Annotated in this window: 26 protein-coding genes; 14 read left to right on the forward strand and 12 right to left on the reverse strand. The window is 72.6% G+C overall.

Translation table 11 applies throughout. The features are described 5' to 3' along the window. Nucleotides 1-26: 26 nt before the first annotated feature. Nucleotides 27-470 (reverse strand): NUDIX domain-containing protein, encoded by a 444-nt coding sequence (locus ACIBQ8_RS31925; RefSeq protein ID WP_397193723.1) that lies wholly within the window; start codon nucleotides 468-470, stop codon nucleotides 27-29. A gap of 113 nt (nucleotides 471-583) precedes the next feature. Here ACIBQ8_RS31925 and ACIBQ8_RS31930 point away from each other — a divergent pair, with 113 nt between their 5' ends. Beyond that, entirely contained in the window at nucleotides 584-2,161 is a 1,578-nt protein-coding gene (locus ACIBQ8_RS31930; protein WP_397193724.1) for an alkaline phosphatase family protein, read from the forward strand. Between the two features lie 40 nt (nucleotides 2,162-2,201). Here the strand turns inward: ACIBQ8_RS31930 and ACIBQ8_RS31935 are convergent, their stop codons facing one another. Continuing rightward, nucleotides 2,202-2,672 (reverse strand): TspO/MBR family protein, encoded by a 471-nt coding sequence (locus tag ACIBQ8_RS31935; protein WP_397179376.1) that lies wholly within the window; start codon nucleotides 2,670-2,672, stop codon nucleotides 2,202-2,204. A 35-nt stretch (nucleotides 2,673-2,707) separates the two neighbouring features. Continuing rightward, nucleotides 2,708-2,998, reverse strand: a complete 291-nt coding sequence (locus ACIBQ8_RS31940) for an ArsR/SmtB family transcription factor (RefSeq protein ID WP_397193725.1) — start codon at nucleotides 2,996-2,998, stop codon at nucleotides 2,708-2,710. Between the two features lie 98 nt (nucleotides 2,999-3,096). On the opposite strand from ACIBQ8_RS31940, the gene ACIBQ8_RS31945 reads away from it, so the two are divergent. Together ACIBQ8_RS31945 and ACIBQ8_RS31950 are read left to right on the forward strand one after the other, a co-directional pair. Further along, complete coding sequence (locus tag ACIBQ8_RS31945) at nucleotides 3,097-3,978, forward strand: TIGR03620 family F420-dependent LLM class oxidoreductase (RefSeq protein ID WP_397179378.1); 882 nt, start codon at nucleotides 3,097-3,099, stop codon at nucleotides 3,976-3,978. 66 nt (nucleotides 3,979-4,044) lie between these two features. Beyond that, complete coding sequence (locus tag ACIBQ8_RS31950; RefSeq protein ID WP_397179379.1) at nucleotides 4,045-5,007, forward strand: SDR family NAD(P)-dependent oxidoreductase; 963 nt, start codon at nucleotides 4,045-4,047, stop codon at nucleotides 5,005-5,007. A gap of 34 nt (nucleotides 5,008-5,041) precedes the next feature. Here ACIBQ8_RS31950 and ACIBQ8_RS31955 read toward each other — a convergent pair whose 3' ends face one another. Further along, nucleotides 5,042-5,674 carry a DUF47 domain-containing protein gene (locus tag ACIBQ8_RS31955; RefSeq protein WP_397179380.1) on the reverse strand — a complete coding sequence of 211 codons (633 nt, stop codon included), beginning with the start codon at nucleotides 5,672-5,674 and terminating at the stop codon, nucleotides 5,042-5,044. After that, a complete protein-coding gene (locus tag ACIBQ8_RS31960; RefSeq protein WP_397179381.1) occupies nucleotides 5,671-6,621 on the reverse strand; it encodes an inorganic phosphate transporter in 951 nt (316 codons plus the stop codon). Before ACIBQ8_RS31960 ends, ACIBQ8_RS31955 begins: the two co-directional genes overlap by 4 nt. Before the next feature lie 50 nt (nucleotides 6,622-6,671). On the opposite strand from ACIBQ8_RS31960, the gene ACIBQ8_RS31965 reads away from it, so the two are divergent. Genes ACIBQ8_RS31965 through purU form a run of 4 tightly spaced genes read left to right on the forward strand, consistent with a single transcriptional unit; the run spans nucleotide 6,672 to nucleotide 12,028 of the window. Then, nucleotides 6,672-7,862, forward strand: a complete 1,191-nt coding sequence (locus ACIBQ8_RS31965; protein WP_397193726.1) for a pyridoxal-phosphate-dependent aminotransferase family protein — start codon at nucleotides 6,672-6,674, stop codon at nucleotides 7,860-7,862. Nucleotides 7,863-7,869: 7 nt separating this feature from the next. Beyond that, nucleotides 7,870-8,793, forward strand: a complete 924-nt coding sequence (locus ACIBQ8_RS31970; protein WP_352360491.1) for a LysR family transcriptional regulator — start codon at nucleotides 7,870-7,872, stop codon at nucleotides 8,791-8,793. Continuing rightward, the gene (locus ACIBQ8_RS31975; RefSeq protein WP_397193727.1) at nucleotides 8,790-11,177 is read left to right on the forward strand and encodes an FAD-dependent oxidoreductase; all 2,388 of its coding nucleotides are present in this window, start codon (nucleotides 8,790-8,792) and stop codon (nucleotides 11,175-11,177) included. The genes ACIBQ8_RS31970 and ACIBQ8_RS31975 overlap by 4 nt, the downstream gene beginning before the upstream one ends. Next, a complete protein-coding gene (purU, locus tag ACIBQ8_RS31980) occupies nucleotides 11,174-12,028 on the forward strand; it encodes a formyltetrahydrofolate deformylase (protein WP_352322831.1) in 855 nt (284 codons plus the stop codon). The genes ACIBQ8_RS31975 and purU overlap by 4 nt, the downstream gene beginning before the upstream one ends. A gap of 15 nt (nucleotides 12,029-12,043) precedes the next feature. Here the strand turns inward: purU and ACIBQ8_RS31985 are convergent, their stop codons facing one another. The 3 genes from ACIBQ8_RS31985 to ACIBQ8_RS31995 are packed head-to-tail and all read right to left on the reverse strand — an operon-like array spanning nucleotide 12,044 to nucleotide 15,259. Then, the gene (locus tag ACIBQ8_RS31985; RefSeq protein WP_397179384.1) at nucleotides 12,044-12,394 is read right to left on the reverse strand and encodes a VOC family protein; all 351 of its coding nucleotides are present in this window, start codon (nucleotides 12,392-12,394) and stop codon (nucleotides 12,044-12,046) included. Continuing rightward, complete coding sequence (locus ACIBQ8_RS31990) at nucleotides 12,391-13,191, reverse strand: helix-turn-helix domain-containing protein (RefSeq protein WP_397193728.1); 801 nt, start codon at nucleotides 13,189-13,191, stop codon at nucleotides 12,391-12,393. The genes ACIBQ8_RS31985 and ACIBQ8_RS31990 overlap by 4 nt, the downstream gene beginning before the upstream one ends. 10 nt (nucleotides 13,192-13,201) lie before the next feature. Then, nucleotides 13,202-15,259 (reverse strand): prolyl oligopeptidase family protein, encoded by a 2,058-nt coding sequence (locus ACIBQ8_RS31995; RefSeq protein ID WP_397193729.1) that lies wholly within the window; start codon nucleotides 15,257-15,259, stop codon nucleotides 13,202-13,204. A gap of 280 nt (nucleotides 15,260-15,539) precedes the next feature. On the opposite strand from ACIBQ8_RS31995, the gene ACIBQ8_RS32000 reads away from it, so the two are divergent. From ACIBQ8_RS32000 to ACIBQ8_RS32010, 3 genes are read left to right on the forward strand one after another with little or no spacing between them, the layout of a single operon-like run. Beyond that, a complete protein-coding gene (locus ACIBQ8_RS32000) occupies nucleotides 15,540-16,049 on the forward strand; it encodes an HNH endonuclease (protein ID WP_352322827.1) in 510 nt (169 codons plus the stop codon). A 46-nt stretch (nucleotides 16,050-16,095) separates the two neighbouring features. After that, a complete protein-coding gene (locus ACIBQ8_RS32005) occupies nucleotides 16,096-16,923 on the forward strand; it encodes a GNAT family N-acetyltransferase (protein WP_397193730.1) in 828 nt (275 codons plus the stop codon). A gap of 9 nt (nucleotides 16,924-16,932) precedes the next feature. Beyond that, on the forward strand, nucleotides 16,933-17,148 hold the full coding sequence (locus ACIBQ8_RS32010; RefSeq protein WP_352360476.1) for a zinc ribbon domain-containing protein: 216 nt from the start codon (nucleotides 16,933-16,935) through the stop codon (nucleotides 17,146-17,148). A 1,008-nt stretch (nucleotides 17,149-18,156) separates the two neighbouring features. Here ACIBQ8_RS32010 and ACIBQ8_RS32015 read toward each other — a convergent pair. The 3 genes from ACIBQ8_RS32015 to ACIBQ8_RS32025 all read right to left on the reverse strand — a co-directional run bounded on the left by ACIBQ8_RS32015 (nucleotide 18,157) and on the right by ACIBQ8_RS32025 (nucleotide 21,462). Beyond that, entirely contained in the window at nucleotides 18,157-18,654 is a 498-nt protein-coding gene (locus ACIBQ8_RS32015) for a WYL domain-containing protein (RefSeq protein ID WP_352322824.1), read from the reverse strand. Nucleotides 18,655-18,728: 74 nt separating this feature from the next. Then, nucleotides 18,729-20,567, reverse strand: a complete 1,839-nt coding sequence (ilvD, locus tag ACIBQ8_RS32020) for a dihydroxy-acid dehydratase (RefSeq protein WP_397179389.1) — start codon at nucleotides 20,565-20,567, stop codon at nucleotides 18,729-18,731. Nucleotides 20,568-20,652: 85 nt separating this feature from the next. After that, nucleotides 20,653-21,462 (reverse strand): thioesterase family protein, encoded by an 810-nt coding sequence (locus ACIBQ8_RS32025; RefSeq protein ID WP_397193731.1) that lies wholly within the window; start codon nucleotides 21,460-21,462, stop codon nucleotides 20,653-20,655. Nucleotides 21,463-21,530: 68 nt separating this feature from the next. Between ACIBQ8_RS32025 and ACIBQ8_RS32030 the strand changes: the two genes are divergently transcribed. Next, complete coding sequence (locus tag ACIBQ8_RS32030) at nucleotides 21,531-22,232, forward strand: TetR/AcrR family transcriptional regulator (protein ID WP_397179391.1); 702 nt, start codon at nucleotides 21,531-21,533, stop codon at nucleotides 22,230-22,232. Nucleotides 22,233-22,255: 23 nt separating this feature from the next. Here ACIBQ8_RS32030 and ACIBQ8_RS32035 read toward each other — a convergent pair whose 3' ends face one another. Further along, complete coding sequence (locus ACIBQ8_RS32035) at nucleotides 22,256-23,083, reverse strand: nuclease-related domain-containing protein (RefSeq protein ID WP_397179392.1); 828 nt, start codon at nucleotides 23,081-23,083, stop codon at nucleotides 22,256-22,258. A gap of 139 nt (nucleotides 23,084-23,222) precedes the next feature. Between ACIBQ8_RS32035 and ACIBQ8_RS32040 the strand changes: the two genes are divergently transcribed. From ACIBQ8_RS32040 to ACIBQ8_RS32050, 3 genes are all read left to right on the forward strand, one after another. Next, entirely contained in the window at nucleotides 23,223-24,629 is a 1,407-nt protein-coding gene (locus ACIBQ8_RS32040; RefSeq protein ID WP_397193732.1) for an amidase, read from the forward strand. Between the two features lie 99 nt (nucleotides 24,630-24,728). Continuing rightward, complete coding sequence (locus ACIBQ8_RS32045; protein WP_397193733.1) at nucleotides 24,729-24,980, forward strand: hypothetical protein; 252 nt, start codon at nucleotides 24,729-24,731, stop codon at nucleotides 24,978-24,980. A gap of 43 nt (nucleotides 24,981-25,023) precedes the next feature. Further along, on the forward strand, nucleotides 25,024-25,434 hold the full coding sequence (locus ACIBQ8_RS32050) for a DUF5130 family protein (protein ID WP_397193734.1): 411 nt from the start codon (nucleotides 25,024-25,026) through the stop codon (nucleotides 25,432-25,434). Nucleotides 25,435-25,448: the final 14 nt, after the last annotated feature.

Consider the following 25,448-nt stretch of genomic DNA (forward strand, 5'->3'; position numbering starts at 1 on the left):
CGGGTTCAGCGTCGCGCGGCGGCGGTTCAGCGTCGCGCGGCGGCGCGCAGGGCGGCCACGACGGCGGCCAGCTCCGGCGGTTCGACGCCGGGCGGCAGCTCCTCGGCCCAGGTGTGACCGCGGTAGACGCCGAGCTCCTCCTCGGTGAGGGCGGCGGGGGTCACCCGCGGGCGCGCCTCGTCGAAGGTGGCCAGGAAGAACGGCTCGGTCTTCACGTAGCGCACGCCCAGCCAGGAGAAGTCGCGCTGGACGTCCACCCGGTGCTCGCCGACGGCCGAGCCGGGCAGCCCGGTCTCCTCGGCCAGCTCGCGCCGGGCGGCCTCCAGCGGCGTCTCGCCCGGGTCGAGGCCGCCGCCCGGCGGTTCCCACACGTCGGCGCCGCTGACCGGGTCGTACCAGTGCATGAGCAGGACGCGCCCGTCGCGGTCGAGGCAGACGACGCGGGCGGCGGGACGCTGGCTACTGCCCATTTGGGCCCCCTTTTCCCTCTATGGCGTCCATCGGAAAGACGCTATTCACGCACCCGCCCGACGCTGGAGATCCTTCAGCCGGATCACCCCAGCACTCAGCGAGGAGTACGTCCATGCAACGATGGCGCATCCTGCCCGCTCTCGTGGCCGCGGCCGTGTCGGTCCCCGCGCCGGCGGCCCTGGCGCATCAGGCGGCCGATCCCGCGCCCGCGCCCGAGGGCAAGGTCCTCAACGGCGCGACCGCCCTGGCCGCGCCCGTGCCCGTGCCCGACGTCCCGAACGGCGTCAGCAGCGACAAGGTCCTGGTCATCGGCCTCGACGGCCTGCGCCACGACCGCATCGCCCCCGCCGACGCCCCCAACCTCGACGCCCTGATCAGCGGCGGCACGTTCGGCACGAGCCTGCTCTACACCAGCCCGATGGCCGCCACCTCCAGCGGCCCCGGCTGGTCCACGATCGCCACCGGCGTCTGGCCCGACCTGCACGGCGTCAAGGACAACACCTTCGCCGGCAAGCACTACGACCGCTACCCCGACTTCCTGACCAGGCTGGAGAACACCGCCGCCGGCTACTCCACCTACGCCGCCCTGGACTGGAAGCCGCTCGCCGACCAGGGCACGTTCGGCCCCCGGATCGACGCCCGGGTGGTCCTGGACGGCGACGCCGACGGCTACCCGGCCGAGGACGAGCGCCTCACCCAGGTCAGCGAGACCGTCCTGCGCACGAAGAACCCGGACGCCGCCTTCGTCTACCTGGGCGCGATCGACATCGCCGGGCACGACAGCGGCGCCGGCTCGGCCGCCTACCTGGCCGCCGTCCACGACGCCGACGCCCGGATCGGCCGGCTGCTGGCCGCGGTCAGGGCCAGGCCGACGTACGCGGGGGAGCGCTGGACGGTGATCGTGGCCACCGACCACGGGCACACCGACGCGGGCGGGCACGGCGGGTCCTCGATCGAGGAGCGCCGCACGTTCGTCCTGGCCAGCGGGCCGGGCATCGCCGCCGGGGCGCGGCCGGCCGACACGCGCCTGGTGGACGTGACGGCCGCGGTCTTCACCGGCCTGGGGCTGGCCGTGCCGGGCGGGATCGACGGCCGGCGGGTCGATGTCAGGACCGGCGACCCGTTCGAGGGCGTCGCGCTGTCCGGCAGGACCGACGAGACCGGCATCCCGGCCGGCGTGCTCGGCTACTCGCACACGCCGCCCGTGGGCTGGTCGGTGGACGCGTCCAGGATGCCGTCGGGCGGCGTTCAGGAGTGGCGCGGCTGGGCGTTCACCACCGACGAGTTCTGGTCGCGGGCGGCCCGTGACCAGCAGCGGGAGCTGAACGTCCGGTCCAGGGGCACCTTCGCGGTGGCCGACTCCGACGAATGGGACGACAAGTCGCACGGCGCCGGGACGTTCGACTCGACGCTCGTCTCGCCCGCCTACACCGTGACCGGCCGGACGTCCGTCACCCTCGCCTACGCCACCCACTACCGCGTGGACGGCGCGCAGAAGGCGCAGGTGCTCGTGTCGTTCGACGGCGGCGCGGACACGCTGGTGAAGAACTACACGGCCGACGCGGTCGCCAGGAACGAGTCGCTGCAGGTGACCGTGCCGGCCGGGGCCAGGTCGATGAGGGTCAAGTTCCACTACTTCGACGCGACCAACAACTGGTACTGGGCGGTGGACGACCTGCGCGTCTCCTGACCGCGCGGGCGGGGGCCCCGCCTGCGGGCGGGGTTCCCGGTCAGGGGTTGCGGGCGGCGATGGAGGCGTTGAGCGCGGTGGCGAAGGCCGTCCAGCCGACGTAGGGCAGCAGGGCCAGCCCGGCGCGGCGGTCGGCGCGCAGGAAGCGGCGCAGCAGCACGACGTTGGCCGCGTCGAGCGCGACGATGTCGGCCAGCGCCAGGCGCGGTGAGCGGGCGCGGAAGAACAGCGGGGTCCAGGCGGCGTTGAGCGCCAGGTTGGCGCCCAGGGCGCGGGCCAGGCCGGCCCGGTCGTCGCCGCTGGTCAGGGCGCGCGCGCCGGCGTAGGCGATGAGGGCGTAGACCGGCGTCCAGACCAGGCCGAACGCCTGCGCGGGCGGCTGCCAGCGGGGCTTGCGCAGCCGGCGGTACCAGGCCGAGCCGGAGGAGGTGGCCAGGCCGCCGAGCGTGGCCGTGGCGGTGACCGCGGCCGTGGTGGCGAGGAGGTTACGGGCGAACGGGCGCATCTGCATGGCCCCGCCCCTACCCGGCAGGGCCGTCGCATGCCCTAAACGCCCTCCGGCTCCTCGACGACGAGAGCGAGCAGGCCGGGGAAGCGTTCGTCGAACTCCGCGCGGCGCAGCCGGTTGAGCCGGCGCGCGCCTTCGTCGCGCTGCTCCAGCAGGCCGACCTGGCGCAGCACCCCGAAGTGGTGGCTGAGCGTGGACTTGGCCACCCGCAGGTGGGCGAACGTGCCGCAGGCGCGCGCCCAGTCGGGCTCCCCGGCCAGCTCGCGGACGATGCGGCGGCGGACCGGGTCGCCGAGCGCGTCGAGGGCGGCCTGCAGCGACACCTCCACGGGCGAGGTGTGGGTCAGGCCGCGCGCCCTGTTCGATGGCGGTCGAACATTGGTGTAGTGTTCCATCTCGATCGAACATTCTAGTCGAGGGAGCGGCCATGGAGACCGGGCACTTCGGAGTGTGGCATCCGCTGTTCGGCAAGGCCCCCGCCGAGCAGGCGCGGCGCGCGGCGGCCCGGATCGAGGAGCTGGGCTACGGCTCCGTGTGGATCAACGAGGGCCGGCAGAGCAAGGAGCCGCTCACCACCGCGGCCGTCCTGCTGGCCGCCACCACCCGGGTCGCGGTCGCGACCGGCATCGCCAGCATCTGGGGCCGCGACGCCACGGGCATGACGGCGGGCGCCAAGACGCTGGCCGACGCCTTCCCGGGCCGCTTCGTGCTGGGCATCGGGGTCAGCCACGGCCCGCTGGTCGGCAGCCGCGGCCACGCCTACGACAAGCCGCTGAGCGCCATGCGCGCCTACCTCGACGGCATGGACGCCGCCGAGGAGGGCCTGCCCGAGGCGCGGGCGCCCCGGCTGCTGGCGGCGCTGCGGCCCCGGATGCTGGAGCTGTCCAGAGACCGGGCCGACGGCGCCCACACCTACTTCGTGCCGCCCGAGCACACCGAGCAGGCCCGCCGCGTCCTCGGGGCGAGCCGGCTGCTGGTGCCCGAGCAGGCCGTGGTGCTGGAGACCGACCCGGCAAGGGCCCGCGAGATCGCCCGCGCCCACCTGGCCTACTACCTGACGCTGCCCAACTATCTGGGCAACCTGCGCGCCCTGGGCTTCACCGACGACGACCTCGCGGGCGGCGGCAGCGACCGGCTGGCCGACGCCATCGTGGCCTGGGGCGACGAAGGGCAGGTCGCCGCGCGGCTGCGGGCCCACCTCGACGCCGGGGCCGACCACGTGGCCGTCCAGCCGCTGTCGGCCGGCGCGCCCGACCTCGACGACGCCCTGAGCCAGCTCCAGCGCCTGGCCCCGGCGCTCGGCCTGTGATCGGCGCGGGCGGGCCCGGCGGGTCGGTTTGACTTAGAGCGCACTCCACTTCGTAACGTCGGTCCCATGACAACGCCTCAGCACAGGATCGGTTCGGGTTTCGGCGCGAGAAGCACCGCGGACGAGGTGCTCAAGGGCATCGACCTCACCGGCAGGGTCGCGCTCGTCACCGGCGGCTACTCCGGCCTCGGCCTGCAGACCACGCGGGCGCTCAGCGGGGCCGGAGCCCAGGTCGTCGTCCCGGCCCGGCGTCGCGGCGCGGCCGAGGAGGCCCTGGCCGGCCTCGACAACGTCGAGGTGGGCGAGCTCGACCTGGGCGACCTCGACAGCGTGCGGCGCTTCGCCGAGGAGTTCCTGGCCTCCGGCCGCGACCTGCACCTCGTGATCGACAACGCCGGCATCATGGCCTGCCCCGAGACGCGGGTCGGCCCCGGCTGGGAGGCCCAGTTCGCCACCAACCACCTCGGCCACTACGCGCTGGTCAACCGCCTGTGGCCGGCCGTCGAGCGCGGCGGCGGCCGGGTCGTGGCCGTCTCCTCCGCCGGCCACCGGCGCTCCGGCATGCGCTGGGACGACGTGATGTTCGAACGCGGCTACGACAAGTGGCAGGCCTACGGCCAGGCCAAGACGGCCAACGTGCTGTTCGCCGTGCACCTCGACGCTCTGGCCAAGGACGCCGGGGTGCGGGCGTTCGCGGTGCACCCCGGCGGCATCCTGACCCCGCTCCAGCGCCACCTGAGCAAGCAGGAGATGGTCGAGGCGGGCTGGATCGACGAGCAGGGCAACCTGCTCAACCCCGGCTTCAAGACCCCTGAGCAGGGCGCGGCCACCCAGGTGTGGGCGGCCACCTCGCCGCAGCTCGACGGCATGGGCGGCGTCTACTGCGAGGACTGCGACATCGCCGAGCGGGCCGACGGCTCCGGCGGCGGGGTCCACCCTTATGCCATCGACCCGGAGCAGGCCGCCCGCCTGTGGCGGTTGTCGGCCGAGCTGACCGGCGTCGACGCCTTCGCCGGACGGACGGCCTGAGGCCGGGCAGCGCCCCCAGGGCCGGCCTGACCGGTCAGCGTTTCATGGCGCCGTCGGCGATGGCGTCCGCCGCCTCGCCGATGGCCATGCCCACGATCTCCAGGCGGCGCACCAGCTCGCGCTGTTTGAGCGCGTCCGAGGTGACCTCGGCGGAGAAGATCCTGGAGATCTCGTACTGGTACATGCGCCGGATCGCGCCGCCGGCCTTCTTGGCCTCCAGGGCGTCCTGGACCACCGCCGAGGGCCGGGCGGCCAGGCCGCGCACGGCGCTCTCCAGGGCGTCGATGCCCACGATGACCTGGTCGAGCAGCGGCGTGAAGCGGATCTGGTCGGGCACCCGGTACAGGTGCGACTCGCGCACGAAGTCCCGCAGCGAGTCCAGCACGTCGTCGATCGAGCGCGACAGGCGGAACAGGTCCTCGGGGTCGATGGGCGTGACCAGCGCGGTCTTGAGCTCCTCGACCAGGCGGGCGCGCTCCTCGTCGCCGAGGTGCTCGATCGCGCGCATCCGCTCGTGCGCGCCGGTCCTGCCGACCTCGCCGCCGATCATGGCCATCGCCAGCCACGCGCCCTGCTTGGTGGCCTTGAGCTGGCCGAGCAGGGCGCCGGTGAGCGCGCCGTCCATGCGGCCGGTCATGAGGTCCCGGATCCGGCGCCATCGCTTCACCACGTCCCCCTCAGCCCCTTCAGGACGAACGCCGCCGTCGCGGCCAGCAGCGCGCTCAGCGGGAGCGTCAGCAGCCAGGCCACGACGATCTTGACGGCGGCGTACCAGCGGACCCGGCCGCCGCCCTGCGCGACCCCGGCGCCGACCAGCCCGCCGGCCACGGCCTGGGTCATGCTCACGGGCATACCCAGCGCGGCGCAGGCGAGCACGGCGGTGCCCGCGGCCAGTTCGGCGGCGACGCCGTGCGCGGGCCGGGAGACGATGATCTCGCGGCTCAGCGTACGGCCCGCCCTGGGCAGCCCGTAGAGCGCGCCGAGCCCGAACAGCACCGCCACCAGCGCGGTGCAGGCCAGGGGCGCGCCCTGGAAGCCGAGCGCGATCATGAAGACGGCCAGCATCTTCTGCCCGTCGTTGGCCGCGTAGGCGAGCGTCTGGAGCAGGAACCCGGCCCAGTGCCAGCGGGCCAGGCCGGGCGCGTCGGTCACCCGGACGAGCAGCCGGATGAGCAGCCACGACAGCAGCGCTCCCACGAACGGCGCGGCCAGCCCGAAGGCCAGCACGAGCGCCACCGAGCCGCCCGACACCGGCAGCCCCCACCCCAGCCCGGCCCCGGTGAGCCCGCCCACCACGGCCAGCGTGAGGCTGGTCGGCCGGCCCTTCGCGCTGAGCGTGAACACCACCGCCAGCGCGCAGAGCACGGCCACCGTCGTCGCGGCCTGGCCGCCGGGGGCGTGGAAGCCCGCCAGCCGGTTCACGAACGTCAGCGCCACCTGGTGGGTGACCAGCGGGACCACCGTGACGAGCAGCACCAGCGAGAGGATGCCGACGGCCGGCCTGATCACCGGCAGCTTGAGCCCGGTCGCCAGCAGCGCCCCGCCGTCGTTGATCCCGGACACGACGGCGAACAGCCCCGCGACCCCGATCAGTACGACGGTCTCCAACGGCACGTGTCCCATCCCATTCGGCGCTGCTCGGCACGGACAAGCCCGATTCCCTTATGGCCCTCATAGGTGAATGGCGGCTGTCCCATGCGGCGCCACCCCGGATAGCGTCCGTAATGCCCGATAACTACCCAAGATCGAGTGGATTGATGGACGAAGAACTCATTCTGTTGAATCCCGGGCCCGCATGTACGTCGAAGCGCGTCAAGGACGCCCTGCTTCGCGGCGACCTCTGCCACCGCGAGCCCGAGTTCACGGAGTTGCTGTTCAGGATCCGCGAGGCCCTGCCCCGGTGCCTGAACCTCGGCGGCACGCACGAGGCGCTGCTGGTCACCGGGTCGGGAACCGCGGCCATGGAGATGGCGGTCATCAGCTCCGTCCGCGCTGGACGCGGCGTGCTCGTCGTGAACAACGGCGTCTACGGCGACCGGATGATCAAGATCGCGAAGGCGCACGGCATCCCGTTCCACGAGGTCAGGAGCGACTGGACGGTCCCGGCCGACCCCGAGGCCGTCCGGGCGGCGCTGGCCGGCCGCGACGACGTGGACGCCGTGGTCTGCGTGCACCACGAGACCACGACCGGCCTGATCAACCCGATCAAGGAGATCGGCGAGGTCGTGGCCGAGCACGGCGCGCTGTTCGTGATCGACGCGATCAGCGGCACCGCGATCGAGGACCAGGACCTGGCGCAGGTCAGGGCGGACGTCGTCTGCGGCACCGCCAACAAGGGCCTGCACGGGCTGCCCGGCATGTCGTTCATCCTGTGCAGCGAGGCCGCCGTCGAGCGGATCCAGGAGGCGCCGGCGCGCAGCCTCTACCTCAACGCCGCCAGCTACCTGGCCGGTCAGCGCAAGGGTGACGTGCCGTTCACCCCGGCCGTTCAGGTCTGCTACTCCCTCGACGAGGCGATCAAGGAGTACGAGGAGGCGGGCGGCTTTGCGGCGCGGACCCGGCTGTACCGCGAGCGGGCGGCCCTCGTCCGCGGCCAGTTCGAGCGTCTGGGCCTGGAAATCCTCGTTGATGAACAATTCAGGTCAAACACCGTAACAATGCTTCATCTCCCCGAAAACGTAACTTATGCCGCGCTTCATGATGAGCTCAAAAGGCGCGGTTACGTTATCTACGCCGGTCAGGGGCAACTTTCCGCGGACTTCTTCAGGATCTGCACGATGGGCGAGATCCCCTGGCACCGGCTGGAACAGCTCGAGGACGCGCTCCGAGAGTCGATCGAGGCAGCTAGGGGTTAACGACGACATGCAGCTCAACCTGCACCGGCTCTGGATCTTCATGACGGTCGTGGAGTGCGGCGGCTTCTCGGCCGCGGCGCAGAAGCTCTACCTCAGCCAGCCGTCCGTGTCACACCAGGTCAGGCAGCTTGAGCAGGCGCTGCGCGCCACGCTGATCGACCGCAGCGGCGCCCGCATCAGGCTCACCCCCGAGGGCGAGGTGATGCTGGAGTACGCCAGGCGGGTGTTCCTGCTGGCCGACGAGGCCGTGGCCGCCATCCGGCAGGTCTCCGGGCTGCAGACCGGCAAGCTGGTCGCGGGAGGCACCACCACCGTCGGCACGTACCTCCTGCCGCCGTTGCTGGCCGCCTTCCGCGACCGTCATCCGGGCATCGAGCTCGGCATCCAGGTCGGCAACGGCCAGCGGGTCGAGCGCGGCCTGGTGGACGGCGAGATCGGCGTCGCGGTGCTGGCCGGCGAGCCCGGCGCGGCGCAGCTCGTCAGCGAGCCGATCCTGGAGGACCGGCTCGTCGTCATCACCCAGCCGGGCCACCGGCTGTCCAGCAAGGGCCGCGCCGAGCCCGCCGACCTCACGGGCGAGTTCTTCCTCATCCGCGAGCCCGGCTCCTCCACCCGCGAGCTCCAGGAACAGGCGCTGGAGACGTGGGGGCTCGAAGAGGCCGGCCGCAGCGAGATCTGGGGCCCGGAGACGATCAAACAGGCGGTCGCCGCGGGGCTCGGCGTCTCGCTGGTGTCCGAGCACTGCGTCGAGCAGGAGCTCGCCGACGGGCGGCTGGCGGCCCTGGAGGTGCTGCCCGCGCCCAAGCCCCGCCCCATCGTGCTGGCCCACCGCCGCGACCGGCTGCTGGGGCCCGCCGAGCAGGCGTTCATCGCCATGCTGCGCAACGTCCGCAGCTGGCCGGGGATCAATCGCTTGAGGAGCATCTCTTGACATCCCTGCCCTCCCGGGCACAGGTCGTGATCATCGGCGGCGGCATCGCGGGCTGCAGCGTGGCCTACCACCTGGCCGAGCTGGGCTGGACCGACGTCGTGCTGCTCGAACAGGGGCAGCTCTCCTGCGGCACCACCTGGCACGCCGCCGGGCTCGTCGGCCAGCTCCGCAGCACCGAGAGCATGACCAGGCTGATCAAGTACAGCACCGATCTGTACGCCCGCCTGGAGGCCGAGACCGGCTTCGGCACCGGCTGGCGGCAGTGCGGCAGCGTCAGCGTGGCCCGCACCCCCGAACGCATGACCCAGTTGCGGCGCAGCGCCGCCGCCGCCCGGAACTACGGCATCCAGGCCGAGGTCGTCAGCGCGCGCGAGGCGGGCGAGCTGTGGCCGGTCATGCGCACCGACGACCTGGTGGGCGGCGTCTGGCTGCCCGGCGACGGCAAGGCCAATCCCTCGGACCTGACGCAGGCGCTGGCCAGGGGCGCGCAGCGGCACGGCGTCCAGGTGATCGAGCGGGTCCGCGTCACCGGCGTCAGCGTGCGCGACGGCGTCGTGCGCGGCGTGCAGACCTCCGAGGGCCACATCGAGACCGAGGTGCTGGTCAACTGCGCCGGGCAGTGGGCCAAGGAGGTCGGCAGGATGGCCGGCGCGACCGTCCCGCTGCACTCGGCCGAGCACTACTACGTGGTGACCGAACGCATCCCCGGCGTACGCCCCGACCTGCCCGTGCTGCGCGACCCCGACGGCTACGCCTACCTCAAGGAGGAGGTCGGCGGCCTGGTCGTGGGCGGTTTCGAGCCGGACGCCAAGCCCTGGGGCATGGACGGCATCCCCCACCCCTTCGAGTTCCAGCTCCTGGAGGAGGACTGGGACCAGTTCGCGATCATCATGGAGAACGCCATCCGGCGCGTCCCGGCGCTGGAGAGCGCCGGGGTCAGGATGTTCTACAACGGGCCGGAGAGCTTCACGCCCGACAACATGTTCCTGCTGGGCGAGACGCCCGAGGTGCGCGGCCTGTTCGTCGGCGCCGGGTTCAACTCGGCCGGCATCGCCTCGGCGGGCGGCGCGGGCCGGGCGCTGGCCGAGTGGATCGTGCACGGCGAGCCGACCGGCGACCTGTGGCCCGCCGACATCCGGCGCTTCGCCCGCTGGGCCGGCAACGACACCTGGCTGCGCGACCGGGTCACCGAGACGCTGGGGCTGCACTACGCGATGCCCTGGCCGGACCGCGAGCTCAGGACCGCCCGGCCGCTGCGCCGCTCGCCGGTGCACCACCTGCTGGCGCAGGCCGGCGCGTGCTTCGGGTCGAAGATGGGCTGGGAGCGGGTCAACTACTTCGGGCCCGCCACGCCGTCCACGTTCGGGCGGCCGGAGTGGCAGCCGTACGTGGACGCCGAGGTGGCGGCCTGCCGGAACGCCGCGGCGCTGTTCGACCAGACGGCCTTCTCCAAGTTCGTCCTCAAGGGCCCCGAGGCCATGGAGGCGTTGCAGTGGCTGTGCACCGCCGACGTGGACGTCGAGCCCGGCCGGGTCGTCTACACCGGCCTGCTCAACGACCGGGGCGGCTACGAGTCGGACCTGACGGTGACGCGCGTGGCCCGCGACGAGTACCTGATCGTGACCGGCTCGGCCCAGACCACCAGGGACTTCGACCACATCTCCAAGGGCCTCGGCGACCGGCGGGCGGCCCTGGTGGACGTCACCGGCGCGTACGCGGTCTTCGGCGTGATGGGCCCCTCGTCCAGGACGATCCTGCAGTCGGTGTCCAAGTCCGACTTCTCCGCCTTCGACTTCGGCACGTCCCGCTGGGTCGACCTCGGCCACGCCACCGTGCGCGCCACCCGCGTCACGTACGTCGGCGAGCTGGGCTGGGAGTTGTACGTGCCCGCCGAGTTCGCCGTCACCGTGCACGAGACGCTCATGGGCGCCGGCGGCCTGACCCAGGCCGGTCACTACGCCATCGAGGCCATGCGCATCGAGAAGGGCTACCGCGCCTGGGGCCGCGAGCTGGGCCCCGAGATCACCCCCGCCGCCGCCGGACTGCGTTTCACCTGCAAGAAGAGCGGCGGTTACCGGGGAGCGCGGCACGCCCTGGAGACGCCGTCGCGCAGGGTAGTCTCGATCGTGCTGGACGACCCCGCCGCACACCTGTGGGGCGGCGAGTCCCTGCTGTCCGACGGCGTCCCGGTGGGCTACGTCACCTCGGCGGCCCACAGCCCCACGCTCGGCAGGTCCGTGGCGCTGGGCTTCGTCACCGAGGTCTCGCAGGAAGGCGGCGTCACGCTGGAGAAGGTGGAGGTCGACGTGGCCGGCGACCTGTACTCTGCCCAGATCAGCCTCAAGGCGCCCTACGATCCCACGTCCGCGAGAGTGAAGGCATGAGCAGCCACGCCGAGTACATCCTGACCCTGTCCTGCCCCGACCGCCCGGGCGTGGTGGCCGCCGTCTCCGGCCTGCTGGCGGCGCACGGGTGCAACATCATCGAGAGCCAGCAGTTCGGCGACCGGGTCGCCCAGCGGTTCTTCATGCGCGTGCAGTTCTCCGGCCCGCTCGGCGAGGACGAGCTGGGCGCCGCCTTCGCCGCCCTGGCCCCCGACTTCGCCATGGAGTTCAGGCTGCGCGACGTGGCCAGGAAGCCGCGCGTGCTGATCATGGTCAGCCGGTTCGACCACTGCCTCAACGACCTGCTTTACCGGGTCAGGTCCAAGACGCTCGGCATCGAGGTCGTCGCGGTCGCCTCCAACCACCCCGACCTGCGCCCGCTCACCCAGTCGTACGGCATCGACTACCACCACCTGCCGATCACGCCCGAGACCAAGCCGAGGCAGGAGGCCGAGGTGCTGGCCCTGGTCGAGCACTACCAGGTCGACCTGGTGGTGCTGGCCCGCTACATGCAGGTGCTGTCGGAGGACCTGTGCGAGAAGCTGGCCGGGCGGGCGATCAACATCCACCACTCGTTCCTGCCGTCGTTCAAGGGCGCCAAGCCCTACCACCAGGCCCACAACCGGGGCGTCAAGCTCATCGGCGCCACCGCCCACTACGTGACCTCCGACCTCGACGAGGGGCCGATCATCGAGCAGGAGGTCGCCCGCGTCAACCACAGCCACTCGCCCGACGACCTCGTGCGCATCGGGCGCGACGTGGAGTGCGTGGCGCTGGCCCGCGCGGTCCAGTGGCACGCCGAGCAGCGCGTCCTGCTCGACGGCCACAAGACCGTCGTCTTCCCCCGCTGACCCCTGCCTGCGGCTTTACGGGCGGTACGTCCCGAAGAACCAGGAGTTGCCTTCGGGGTCCTGGCAGGCGTATTCGCGCGAGCCGTACGGCTGGTCGGTGAGCTCCATGGTGATCACGGCGCCCGCGGCCCTGGCGTGATCGTGGTGGGCGTCGACGTCGTCGACCGCGATGTAGACGCCGGGGCCGCCCGGCCTCCCCCGGCCGATCATGATCAGGTCGTCCTCGACGAACAGCTCGGCGTGCACGACGACCCCGGACTCGTCCTTCGACGACTCGTGCACCCGGAACCCGAACGCCCCGGTCAGGAAGTCGAGCGCCGCCTGCGGGTTCTCGTAGCGGGCCAGTGCGTAGACAGTGCGTTTCATGGCTCCAGCATGTCCGGCGGCCCGCCCGCGGGTCTTGGACGAATCTGACCAGGCGTGGTGCCGCCGAGCGCCCGGAACTCCCGGTTGAGATGGGCCTGGTCGTAGAAGCCGCACTCGGCCGCGACCGCGGCGATCGGCCTGCCGGAGCGCACCAGCCGCGCCGCCCGGCCGAACCTGATCACCCGGGCCGCCGTCTTGGGGGCCAGCCCGACCTGGTCGTGGAAGCGGGCCACCAGATGCCGGTGGCTCCAGCCCAGCGACGCGGCCAGCGACGACACGGCCAGCCGCCCGCCCGACTCCAGCAGCCGCGCCCATGCCCACGGCAGCTCGGGGCCCACCTGCGGCCCGGCCAGGATACGCGCGGTCAGCAGCCGGTCGGTCAGGGCCAGCCGCGCCCGCCACGACGGCGTCGCGGCCAGCCGGTCGAGCAGTTCCCCGGCCCACGGCCCGAGCACGGACTCCACCGGGACCACCCGGCTGGTCAGGTGGCGCATCGGCAGCCCGTACAGCCGCCGCGCCCCGAACGGCGTGAGCACCACCTCCACGCCCTCGCACGGCCCCTCGACGCGGGTGAGCGCGAACCGGTCGGCGAGCCCGCCCGCGAACGCCCTGACCCGCTCCCCGTACGCCTCCATCGGCGCGCCGACGCCCAGGATGAGCACCGCCCCGGGAAGGGCGGCCTCGGCGCGCGTGACGGGCGCGGGATAGTGCTCGCTGTAGGCGCAGAGCCGAGTGACGTACGGCCGCAGCGCAGCGCTGGGGACGGCCTCGACGATGGCCGGCCCCAGGCTGCTCATGCCCCCGACACTACAGACCGGTGTGCCGGGCCAGGAAGGTCAGCGTGTCGGCCGACAGGTCGACCGTCCGGCTCACCGAGCGGGCGCCGTGGCCCACCTCGGCCTCGTTGCGCAGCAGCACCGGCCGCCCGGCCGCCGAGGCGTGCTGCAACGCCGCGCACATCTTCCAGGCGTGCAGCGGGTGCACCCGCGTGTCGGACTGGAAGACGGTGAACAACGTCGCCGGGTAGGCCACCGACTCCTCGACCCGGTGGTAGGGCGAATACCCCCACAACCAGCCGAACTGCTCGGGGTCGTCGGCGCTGCCGTACTCGACGTTCCAGGTGGCGCCGAGGCCGAACTTCTCGTACCTGATCATGTCGAGCAGCGGCGCCGAGCAGACCACGGCCGCGTACAGGTCGGGACGCTGCGTCAGCGCGGCGCCCACCAGCAGGCCGCCGTTGGAGCCGCCGGAGATGCCGAGCTGTTCGCGGGTGGTGACGCCGGTCTCGATGAGGTGCTCGGCCGCGGCGTGGAAGTCGTCGAACACGTTCTGCTTGTTGGCCAGCATGCCCGCGCGGTGCCAGTCCTCGCCCTCCTCGCCGCCGCCGCGCAGGTTGGCGATGGCGTAGACGCCGCCCGCCTCGACCCAGGCCAGGATGGAGGCCGAGTAGCCGGGGGTCATGGACAGGCCGAAGCCGCCGTAGCCGTACAGGATCGTCGGACGCGGGCCGGGCCGCTCGTCGGCGGGGGAGATGATCAGCATCCGGACGTCGGTGCCGTCCTTCGACCGGTACACCACCTGCGACGTGCGCACCGGCGGCACCTCGACCGCGCCCGGCGAGGCGGCCCACAGCGTGGTCTCGCCCGTGCGGGCGTCGTAGCGCTGGATCGTCGGCGGCGTGGTGTTGTCGGTGTAGCCGAACCACGCCTCGAAGCCGCCCTCGGGACGCTCGGAGATGCCGCCGATCGTGCCCAGCCCCGGCGTCGGCACCGAGCCGACGCGCTCGCCGGTCGCCAGGTCGTGGACGGTGATCTCGCTGATCGCGTGGCGGGTCCAGCCCACCAGCATGACCGGGCGCTCCAGGTCGTCGAGGATCGCGAAGTCGGACAGCACCGCCTCGGGGTCCTCGGGGATCAGGTCACGCCAGGTCTCGTAGCCGGGGTCGGCCGGGTCGGTCACGCACACCCGGCCGCGGGAGGCGTCCCTGTCGGTGTGGACGTAGAGCCGGCCGTCGCGGCCGAACACCAGGGCGGTCTGCGCGTCGACGCCCTCCTGCACCACCTTCAGGTCGGGGGAGTCGGCGGGCGAGGCGGTCAGGTCGGCCACCCACAGGTCGTTGCGCGGCGCGGTGCCCTCGTGCGCCGACACCTGGAGCCAGCGGCCGTCGCGCGAGACGGAGACGCCGTAGTAGTTGGTCATCTTCAGCCCCTGGCCGAAGATCATCACGTCGTCCTCGGTCGAGGTGCCGACGCGGTGGAGGTAGACGCGGCGGTGGAACTGCGCCTCGTTCTCCGGCACCTCGGTGCGCGGCAGCCTGCGCACGTAGTAGAACGCCTCGCCGCCGGGCAGCCAGGCGATGGGGGAGTAGCGGCAGCGGTCGATCGGGCCCTCGACGCGCATCCCGGTGGCGACGTCCATGATGTAGAGGACCGACTCCTCGTCGCCGCCCACCGAGATCTGGTAGGCCAGCAGCCGCCCTTCCTTGTCGGGCTGCACGGCGTCGAGCGTGGTGAGACCGGACGGGTCGATCTCCATCGGGTCGATCAGGGCCCGCTCGGTGCCGTCGGCCTCGACCACGTAGTAGACCGCGTGCTCCTGGTCGGGCGTGCGGCGGGAGAAGAACCGGCGCTCCCCGCGCCAGGCCGGAGCCCCCACCGAGCCGGACCGCAGCAGCTCGGCGATGCGGTCCTTGAACCGCTGCTCGCCACGGCTGGCGTTGAACAGCTCGGCCTGCGCGAGCAGCCACTCCTTGGTGTCCGGGCTGTCAGGGTCCTCCAACCACCGGTACGGGTCGGGGACGGGCGTTTCATGCAGGATGTCGACGACGTCTTCGCGGCGTGCCGTCGGATAAGGCTCTCGCGTCATGCCAGGAACCCTACTGCCAAGGTGGGGGCGTAAAGCGCTGGTGAAGCGGGCATAAAACGTAACGTGTGTCCCTCTGGTCATTCCGGCTTGAAGATTATGGGGTGGCGGGGACGCTACGGCTAACGCCAGACTTGGTGACAGGACGGTGCCGTGGTGACCATCCGCTGGACCGTCCGGCGGAGGTCCATGTGACGGAAGCACCAGTGCCCCAGGAGGGGCCGACAGGCGGGACATGCCACGGCATGTCCCCTTTGATACGCGCGCGGCAGGGAGAGGCCCGATGACGCGCCAGGTCCTGCTGCTCAACGCCACCTACGAGCCGCTCACCACGCTCTCGCTCCACCGGGCCATCGTGCTCGTGCTGCGGGAGAAGGCCGACGTCGTGCACCGCGACGGGCGGGGCGCCCAGCTCCGCTCGGCGAGCTGCACCCTCGACGTGCCCTCGGTGATCAGGCTCCGCAGATACGTCCGCATCCCCTACCGGTCCAGAATCCCGCTGACCAGGGCCGCCCTCATGCGGCGCGACGACTACCGCTGCGCCTACTGCGGGCAGCGGGCCGAGACCATCGACCACGTCATCCCGAGATCGCGCGGCGGCACCCACACGTGGGAGAACTGCGTCGCCTCGTGCACGACCTGCAACCACCGCAAGGCCGACAAATACCTGGAGGAGCTGGGATGGACGCTGCGCGTGCTCCCGGCGGTGCCGAGGGGCGCCCACTGGCGGCTCATCGGCGCCTCGCTCGTCGGCGATCCTCAATGGGCGCCCTACCTGGAGGCGGCGGCCTAGCAATCCCTTTTGAAGCCGGAGGCCACCGCCTGTCACCATGACGGGTATGTGGACCTTCACCTCCGATCCGGAGGGATTCGCCGCGGTCGCCGAGCCGTTCCTGCTCGGCGACCCGGTCGGCAACACGGTTCCGCTGACCGTCCTCGCCAACCTGCGCGCCGGCCATCCCGCCGCCGACGCCTTCTTCGCCTGGTGGACCGCCGGGGGCCAGGTGCGCGCCGCCGCCTTCCGCACGCCGCCCGCCCCCCTGAGCCTCACGCGCATGCCCCCCGAGGCCGTCGCCCCGCTGGTCGAGGCGCTCGGCGGCGACCTGCCCATGGTCGTGGGGCCGGTCGAGGTGACGGCCGAGGTCGTCCGGCTGCTCGGCGAGCCCGACCGGACGGTGTCCGAGCGGCTCTACCGGCTCGGCGCGCTCGCCGTCCCGTCCGTGCCCGGCCGCGGCCGGCTCGCCGGCCCTCACGACTTCCCGCTGATGGTGAGCTGGTACCAGGCGTTCGGGGCCGAGGTCGGGCTCGGCGAGGCGCACGACGTCGCCGAGCGGGTCGCCCAGCGGGTGGCCGGGCGCGAGCTGTTCGTGTGGGAGGCCGAGGGCGTGCCGGTCTCGGTGGCAGGGCTCGGCCGGGCGGCCGGTGGCGTGTGCCGCGTCGGACCGGTCTACACGCCGCCGTCGTGCCGCAGGAGGGGCTACGGGGCCGCGGTCACCGCGTACGCCAGCGAGGTGGCGCTGGCCGAGCGGTGCGAGCAGGTCGTCCTCTTCACCGACCTGGACAACCCGACCAGTAACGCGATCTACCGGTCGATCGGCTACCAGCCCGTCTCCGACCATGCGCACCTGACCTACGCCGGCTCCCGCTCACCGGCCACAGCGGGTTAGGCTTACCGCATGCCGCGTTACGACTTCCGCTGCCGCGCCTGCGGCTCCACGTTCGAGGTCTCCCGTCCCATGTCGGCCTCAGACGAGCCGGCGACCTGCCCGGAGGGCCACGGCGACACGGTCAAGCTGCTGTCCACCGTCTCCATGACCGGTGGCGCCGCCGCTCCCCGCCCGGCCGGCGGTGGCGGTGGCGGCTGCTGCGGCGGAGGCTGCTGCTCCTCGTGACCGGCGGGCCCGGGTGAACGCCTCCACGGCGAGCCGGGCCGCCCCTTCCACGGTCGCCACGCCCGTCGCCATGTCCGGGCTGCGTTCCGACAAGACGGCGATGAGCAGTTCGTGCCCGTTCAGCACGATCCGGCCCACGCTGTTGACCGTCCACCGCCCGTCGTGCGCGGCCACCGGCAGCCAGCCGTTCTTGAGCGCCACCTCGCCGCCGGCGGCGCTGACGCCCCACGCCTGCGACCGGTCCACCGACGACATGAGCCCCAGCGCCCAGCGGCGGCTGGCGGCCGGCACCGGCCCGGCCGGGTCGGTGAGCCGCTCCAGCACCCGCACCTGGTCCGACGGGTGGCTGAGCGTCATGCCCCACGACAGGCCCGCGCCCGGCCTGGTGTCGCGTACCTCCAGCGCGCCCAGCACCCGGGTGAGCCCCTGCTGGCCGCCGACCGTCATGTACAGCTCGTGCGCGCTCTCGTTGTGGCTCTGGCGGATCATCCGGGAGGCGAGCCTGCGTTCGTACGCGCCGAGCCGCCGGTGCTCGCTCTGCCTGAGCAGCAGCAGGGCGAGCAGGATGTCCACCTTGGCCACGCTGGCCAGCACGAACGGCCTGCCCTCGGCGTAGGAGTACCGCACGCCCGTCGCGCGGTCGTACACCGACAGCGCCACCCGCCCCGGACGGCCGCGCAGCTGACGTTCCAGCGCCCGGTCGAGCGCCCGCCGCGTGGCCGGCGGCAGCAGGCGTTCCACGGCCACCGCCTGGCGGTGCGCCACGATCGGGAGCGGGGCCGGACGCCGGCCCGCCGCGCAGGCGGACACGACGGGCAGCAGGGCGGGCAGCAGGGCGGCGATGAGCGAGATCCCCCGGACGCGCATGTGCGCGAGCCTGTCACGCCCCGCACCAACGCCCGGGGGCCCGAGGGTCAAGCTTGCGGCAGGTTACGCCGCGGCGATCCGCTTGCAGGTCACGCCGCGGCGGTCCGCTTGCGGCTCATGCCGCGGCGGTCTGCTTGCGGCTCACGCCGCGGTGGTCCGCCGGCGGCGGCGCTGGAAGGGCAGGAACCGGTCGGCCAGGTGCGGCCGTGACGGGGTCAGGGTGGGCTCGACCGCGATGATGCGGTCGAACCGGAAGGCCCTGATGGCCCGCCGCATCCGGCACACGCCCACCAGGTACCAGTATTCGCGGTGGACCAGGCAGGTCACCGGCTCGACGTCGCGGGAGGTGACGGTCCCCGAGGCGTCGCGGTAGTGGAGGCGGATCATGAGGCGGCTGGTGATGGCGTCGGCGATGAGCCTGGCCCGGGAGGCGGTCTCCACGGGCAGCGGCTCGGTCAGGGTCGCGAGCGTGGTCGCGATGACGTCGTCGTCGAGCTCCAGGTGCTCGAGCGCGTGTTGCAGGCCGCGCCGCGCGGCGACGGCCTGCGGGCCCGCTCCGAGGTGAGCGAGGGAGAGGGCGATGGCGGCGATCTCGGCGGTCGTCAGCGGGCGAGTCTCGTCCTTCACGACTGTCGTCATACCCCAAGAATAGGGACGACCACCGACAATTTTCGAAAATCTGTGCGGTGGACCGGGGGTCCACCGCACCCTAACTATCGGGACAGCTGCGACAGATCACGCGAGGCGCCGGTCGAGGCCGACGTGGTCATCGCCGCGTACGCCTGCAGCGCCACGCTCACCGGACGGTTGCGGTCGCGCGGCCGGTAACCGCCCAGGTCGGCCAGCAGCCGCTCGCGCCGCGCGGCCAGCTCGGCCTCGGGCACCCGCAGCTCCATCGACCGGCCGGGGATGTCGATGTCGATGATGTCGCCGTCCTCGACCAGCGCGATGGCGCCGCCCTCGGCCGCCTCCGGCGAGGCGTGCCCGATCGACAGCCCGGACGTGCCGCCGGAGAAGCGGCCGTCGGTGACCAGCGCGCACGCCTTGCCCAGGCCCTTGCCCTTGAGGAAGGAGGTCGGGTAGAGCATCTCCTGCATGCCGGGGCCGCCCTTGGGGCCCTCGTAGCGGATGACCACCACGTCGCCCTCCTTGACCCGCCCGCCGAGGATGCCCTCGACGGCCTGCTCCTGCGACTCGAACACCACCGCGGGCCCGCTGAACCTCCAGATCGACTCGTCGACGCCCGCGGTCTTCACCACCGCGCCGTCGAGCGAGATGTTGCCGTAGAGCACGGCCAGGCCGCCGTCGGCGCTGTAGGCGTGCTCCAGGTCGCGGATGCACCCCTGCGCCCGGTCGAGGTCGAGGTCGTCCCAGCGGTTGTCCTGCGAGTACGCCTTCACCGTGCGCACGTTGCCCGGCGCCGCGTGCCACAGCTCGACGGCCTCGGGCAGCACGGTCGGCGACTTGACGTCCCAGGCGGCCAGCGTGTCGGCCAGCGTGCCCCCGTTGACCGTGGGCACGTCGCGGTGCAGCAGCCCGGCCCGGTCGAGCTCGCCCAGGATGGCCGGGATGCCGCCGGCGCGGTGGACGTCCTCGACGTGGTACTTGCTGGTGGCCGGGGCGACCTTGCACAGGCACGGCACCCGCAGCGAGATCTCGTTGATCTCCTTGAGGCCGAAGTCGACCTCGGCCTCGCGGGCCGCGGCCAGGATGTGCAGGATCGTGTTGGTCGAGCCGCCCATCGCCACGTCGAGGGCCATGGCGTTCTCGAACGCCGCGCGGCCGGCGACCGAGCGCGGCAGCACCGACTCGTCGCCGTCCTCGTAGTAGCGGCGGGTGATCTCGACGAGCTGGCGGCCGGCGTCCTCGAAGAGCTGCTTGCGCCGCTTGTGGGTGGCCAGGATCGTGCCGTTGCCGGGCAGGGCCAGGCCCATGGCCTCGGTCAGGCAGTTCATGGAGTTGGCGGTGAACATGCCCGAGCAGGAGCCGCAGGTTGGGCAGGCGTTCTCCTCCATCTCCAGCAGCTCGGCGTCGGTCACCGAGGCGTCGGCGGCGGCGATCATCGGGTCGACGAGGTCGAGCTTGCGGCTGGGCGTCTTGCCGGCCTCCATGGGCCCGCCGGAGACGAAGATCGTGGGGATGTTCAGCCGGAACGCGGCCAGCAGCATGCCCGGCGTGATCTTGTCGCAGTTGGAGACGCAGATCAGCGCGTCGGCGCAGTGGGCGTTGACCATGTACTCGACGGCGTCGGCGATCAGCTCGCGGGACGGCAGCGAGTAGAGCATGCCGCCGTGGCCCATCGCGATGCCGTCGTCGACGGCGATCGTGTTGAACTCGCGCGGGATGGCCCCCGCCTCGCGGATCGCGGCCGAGACGACGTCGCCGACCTCGCGCAGGTGCACGTGGCCCGGGACGAACTGGGTGAAGCTGTTGGCCACCGCGATGATGGGTTTGCCGAAGTCGCTCCCGGCTACGCCGGTCGCCCGGAGCAGGGCCCGGGCGCCGACCATGTTCCTGCCGTGGGTGACCGTACGTGACCTGAGGGCCGGCATTGTGATTCTCCCATCATGAGGCGAGTCTTCACATGTTACGGCCACCCGCCCGGCACCTGAGACGCGTGTCCACTACCCGGACGGCTCAGTCCGGCAACCGTACGGCCGCTAGCTGGGTCGCCTGGGCCACCAGCCGTCCCTTGGAGTCCCATACGTGGGCCACCTCGTCCATGCGGTCGCCGCCGACGTCCGTGGCCGACAGGCGGACCCTGATCGGGCCGGGGGCGGGCAGCCGGCGGATGAAGGCCGAGAGCTGGATCGTCGGCACCCAGCCGGACAGCCCCAGGTCGAACGAGACCGGCGGCACCGGGTCGAGCGCCACCAGCAGGCTCAGCGGGTCCCAGTCGGAGCCGTCGGCCAGGCGCTGCCAGCTCGCGATCTCGCCCTTCCCGGTCGGCGCCCCGAACGCGAACGCCAGATGCGCCGGGTCGACGCGCTCCTCGACCACGGCCATCAGCGGCACGGCGAAGTCCGCGCCGGGCGGGTCGGTGGGCGCGAGGAAGCAGTCCTCCTCGGCGGGCAGCTCGACCGGGGGGAGCGAGGTCCACCAGGGGTCGCCGTCGTCCAGGACGCCGAGCGTGACGTGCGACTCGACGCGTACCCTGCCCTCCTGGGCCAGCGAGACCCGGACCTGGGCCAGGCTCCGGCCGATCCGCAGCGGCTCCACGCGCACGTCCGCCGGGCCGGGCGCGGGCGGCTCGACGAAGGCGCCGCTCACGGCGGTCACGTGCGGGTGCCGCTCGCCGGCGCCGCTCTGGCAGGCGGCGCGGGCCAGCACCGCCAGCAGGTAGCCGCCGTGCAGCTTGGTGCCCACGCTCCACTGGGCGTCCAGCGTGGCGCCGAACTCGTCCGCGCCGCGGGCGACCAGCGCGGTCGCCTCCCCGAAAGTCCCCATTTTTCGCGATATCCCTTCAGCAGAAGTCAGATTGACACCGTCAACCTGACGGCGTCAATCTGAGAGCCATGACCGCTGCGAGACGTGTGCGCGCCCGGCGCGGAGAAGGCGGCCTGCTGCGGGAGGAGATCCTGCGCGCGGCCGAGCACCTGCTGACCGAGTCCGGCAGCGAGGACGCCCTCACCCTGCGCGCCGTCGCCCAGCGCGCCGGGGTGTCCACGCCCTCGGTCTACCTGCACTTCGCCGACAGGGAGGCGCTGCTGGAGGCCGTCTGCCTGCGCGTGTGGGACGAGTTCGGCCGGATGTTCAGCGAGAACCTGACCGGCGACCCGTTCCTCGCGCTCGGCCGCTGCGGACGGGCCTACGCCCGCTTCGCCCTCGACCATCCCGTGCAGTACCGGGTGCTGATGATGCGGCCCTCGGCCGTGCAGGGCGTGCCGCCGGCCGCCGCCGCGTGCTTCCGCCACATGGCGGACGCCGTCGCCGCCTGCGTGGCGGCCGGCGTGCTCGAAGGCGACCCCGAGGAGCTGGCGCTCGGCCTCTGGTCGGCCGTGCACGGCTGCGTCTCGCTGCTCATCGCCCAGCCGTCCTTCCCGTGGCCGCAGGACCGGGAGGCGCTGATCGACCACATCGTCCGCATCGCCGGGGTGGGCACGGCCCTGGTGTCCCGCCTGCCGGACGCGCTGCCGCCCAGCGGTGTGCTGGCCGCCGAGCTGGACGACTTCGGCGCCCGGCTGTCGGCAGACGTGAAAAAGCCCCGCGGAGCCTGACTCCGCGGGGTCGGCCGGTCGTCCTAGCCCTCGCCGTACCGGGCGGGCAGGACCTGGGCGGCGATGTCGTAGAGCCGGTCGATCTCGGCCGGGGTCAGCGCCCGCTCGCGCTTGGTGATCCACTTGCGCGCCCGGTCGCCCTGGTAGACGTCCACGCCGCGGATCGTCATGATCTTCCACGGCACGGGCGGCCCGTAGATGGCCAGGGAGGGCACGACGACGACCTCGCGGCCGAACGCCTTGCTGATCAGCTCGCTGGCCTGGGACGCCTCCCACTTGGCCTCGGTCAGCCGCGGCTTCATGTCGAAGGGGCCGTGGAAGAGCTTCTTGCCCGACTGGACGCGGACGGGAAGCCGTTTGTCCCACTTCTCGGAGTCCACGGCGTAGACGCCGGTCGGCCCCACCACGAGGTGGTCGATCTGGGCCTCGCTGCCGGGGATCGCCCTGGCGTGCAGGGTGCGGTAGCCGCTGCGCTCCAGCCTGCGGAGCTGCCCCTCGGTACGCCGCTCGGCCACGGACGCGCGCCGCCACGCCGGCACCGTGGAATGGGACCGCGCGCGGTAGACCGCCTCCAGGATGGCCGCGACCACCCCGGCGGTCACGCCCAGACGCCAGTCGCGCAGCAGGAAACCCACCACGATCGCCACGCCGATCGCCACGAGCGCGCGGTTGCGCAGGCGGCGGAAGCGCGGCTCCTGGAGCAGGTCACGCACGGACGCGCGTTCCACGGGCGCGTAGGTGGTGGTGGGCGCCGATGGTGTCGCGGCGGCGGTGCGCTCGCCCTCTGGCCGGTCGCTCACCCAGATGGGTGACGCGTTGTGACCGTCTTCTCGCTGGTTGTCGGAGTCCACGTAACTCACCGTAGCTCGGAGATCGGAACGATTCCTAGTGTTGACCTGTCCATAGTTTTATGGCCCAGCTCATCGTGTTCCACTCATGTTTTCGGGGTATGTCTTACGTTCTTCTCTAGAGATGCCTAGTGTGCCGATCGTGCGAGAAATACACGAGCTTTCCGCGCTCGAACAGGCCCGGGCCGTCCGCGACCGTGACGTCTCGCCGGTCGAGCTCGCCCAGCACTACCTCGACCGGATCGAGCGGATCGACCCCTCGGTCGGCGCGTACGTCACCGTGACCGCCGAACAGGCGCTCGACCAGGCGCGCCGCCTGGAGAAGGAGCTGCCCGACGGGCCGCTGGCCGGGGTGCCGATCCCCGTGAAGGACCTCAATCTGGTCAAGGACGTGCCGATCACCTTCGGCTCGGCCGCCTATCAGGGGTTCGTCGCGCCGGTGGACGACACGGTCGTGACGCGGCTGCGCGAGGCCGGCACGGTCATGCTGGGCAAGACCGCCACCCCCGAGTTCGGGCTGCCCTGCTACACCGAGACCGACGTCTCGCCGCCCGCCCGCTCGCCCTGGGACCTCGGCACGTCGGCCGGCGGGTCCAGCGGGGGAGCGGCCGCCGCCGTGGCCGCCGGGCTGGCGCCGGCCGCCCAGGGCAGCGACGGCGCGGGCTCGATCCGCATCCCGGCCTCGGCGTGCGGCCTGTACGGCATCAAGCCCACCCGTGGCCGGATCAGCTTCGCCCCGATCATCCCCGACCTGGCCGGCATGTCCACGAACGGCCCGATCGCCCGTACCGTGGCCGACGCCGCGGCCCTGCTCGACGTCATGGCGCACAACGAGCCCGGCGACCTCTACCTCGCGCCCCGGCACGAGGGCACCTACCTCGCCTGCGCCGGCCGCGACCCCGGACGGCTGCGCATCGCCCGCTACGCCGACCCCGTCGTGCCGGGGGCCGAGGTCGATCCCGAGGTGCTGGCCGCGTACGAGAGCGCCGCCGCGATCCTCGCCGGCCTCGGGCACGAGGTCGTGGAGATCCCCAGGCCGTTCGGCGCGGACCTCGTGCCGCAGTTCGTCACCCTCTGGTACACCTTCGCCTGCATGCACCCGGTCGCCGACGAGCAGCGGCACCTGCTCAGGCCGCTCACCCGGTGGCTGCGCGAGCGCGGCCTGGCCACCACCGCCCCCGCGTTCCTCCAGGCCCAGGCCGCCCTGCAACTCGCCACCCGGGGCGCGCTCACGATCACGAACGCCTACGACGCCGTGCTCACCCCGACCCTCACCCAGCCGCCCAGGCCGGTCGGCTGGTTCGAGGACGTGGACGACGTCGAGGAGACGTTCGAACGCATGAAGCGCTTCGCCGCCTTCCCGGCGATCTACAACGTCAGCGGCCAGCCCGCGGTGAACCTGCCGCTGCACTGGAGCGCCGAGGGCCTGCCGATCGGCGTCATGCTGGCCGGGCGGATCGGCGGCGAGGGCACCCTGATCTCGCTGTCAGCCCAGGTCGAGGCGGCTGTGGGCGGATTCTGGGGCGAGCGGCGGCCGTCCGTCTGGTAGGAGGGTCACCGTACGGGTCTGGCCGGGCACCCGCCGGAGGATTACGTTCGTCGTGTGAACAGCGCGGCGGAAAGTCTGCTCTTTCTCATCGGGGTGTCCTTGGGGCTGTTCGTACTGATCAGCCTGCTGGTCATGGTGCCGGGGCGGGGCTCGTCCAGGGTGGTGGAGCCCGGCCCGGTGTGGCTGGGCGGGCCGGGCGGGAGCGAGCACGGCGTGAGCACGTCGGCACGGGTGCTGGCCGACGGTGCCGCCCCCTGGGCGCGACCGCCCGCCCCCGACTGGGCCGCCTCGGCCATGGCCGCCACCGCCGACCCGGCCGACCGCCTCGGCGGCGCATCAGCCGGCTGGTGAGGCCACGATGCACCCCCCGAACCAGCCCTCTGACCAGCCCTCTGTGCAGGCACCGACCCAGGCACCGACCCAGGCACCGACACGGGCGCCGAGGCGGGCGCTGACGACGGCTCAGGTCGACGACCTCAGGAGGGCCGTCCAGAGGGCCGAGCGGCGCAGCGGATTGCGCTTCGGCGTGTTCCTGGGCGAGCCGGTCGGCGCGCGACGGCACTTCGCCGAGCGCCTGCACACCGCACTGGGCGCGGAGTCGGCCGACGCCGTGGTGGTGTTCGTCGATCCGGCGGGACACGGCCTGGAGATCGTGACCGGCCCGAACGCGAGGCGGCGGCTGAGCGACGGCGTCTGCCGGCTCACCGCCCTGTCGATGGCCACCGCCTTCAGCGCGGGCGACCTGATCGGCGGCCTCCTGTACGGCATCACCGCCCTGGGCGACCAAGCCACCCACCACCACTGATGGCACCACCGGGT

The sequence above is a fragment of the Nonomuraea sp. NPDC049646 genome, assembly GCF_044465525.1.
In the GTDB taxonomy this organism is placed as follows: domain Bacteria; phylum Actinomycetota; class Actinomycetes; order Streptosporangiales; family Streptosporangiaceae; genus Nonomuraea.